Source organism: Nonomuraea rosea (assembly GCF_039539705.1).
GTDB lineage: Bacteria > Actinomycetota > Actinomycetes > Streptosporangiales > Streptosporangiaceae > Nonomuraea > Nonomuraea rosea.
The window spans coordinates 1-664 of sequence record NZ_BAABDQ010000153.1; the positions used below are offsets into that span (position 1 = coordinate 1).

A 664-nucleotide genomic window follows, 5' to 3' on the forward strand; every position below is an offset into this window, starting at 1 on the left:
GAGCGGTTGCCCGACCATCACGAAGCCATGGTCTTGTGGGCAATGATCATCCTCATGGGGCGACGACTCGCACGATCCGCATCTCCCCAATCAACCTGACGATCAGTTTGTACACGGGCACTGAGCGACGGTTACCGGGAGTCGGCCGAGTCGTGGGCCGATCTGCTGCGCGATGCCAAGCGGCGCGGAATGCGCGCGCCGGTGCTCGCGATCGGGGATGGCGCGCTGGGGTTCTGGTCGGCGCTGGGCGAGGTGTTTCCGCAGACCCGGGCTCAGAGGTGCTGGTTTCACAAGATTGCCAATGTGCTGGGGGCCATGCCGAAGTCCGCGCATCCGGCTGCCAAGAAGCATCTGGCCGAGATCTGGAACGCCGAGGACAAAGAACATGCCGAACGCGCGGTGAAGGAGTTCCAGGCCGCCTACGCCGCCAAGTACCCCAAGGCGGTGACCAAGGTGGTCGACGACCTCGACGAACTGCTCGCCTTCTACGACTACCCGGCCGAACATTGGGTGCATCTGCGCACCACCAACCCCATTGTTATCTTGAGCCCTCTGAGGGCTGTCTTGCACGTCGATCACGTGGGTGTGAGGGTCCGGATTCTGGCTGGTGGACGTGGTTATCTACCGCTGTCCAGCACGCGGATCTTCCGGAGGAGCCATGCTT

At 62.8% G+C, this 664-nt stretch carries 1 pseudogene; it reads left to right on the forward strand.

The annotated features are described in order from the left end of the window. Positions 1-117: 117 nt before the first annotated feature. Positions 118-537, forward strand: a pseudogene (locus ABEA43_RS67865) (IS256 family transposase); the annotation flags it as partial. Between the last annotated feature and the right edge of the window lie 127 nt (positions 538-664).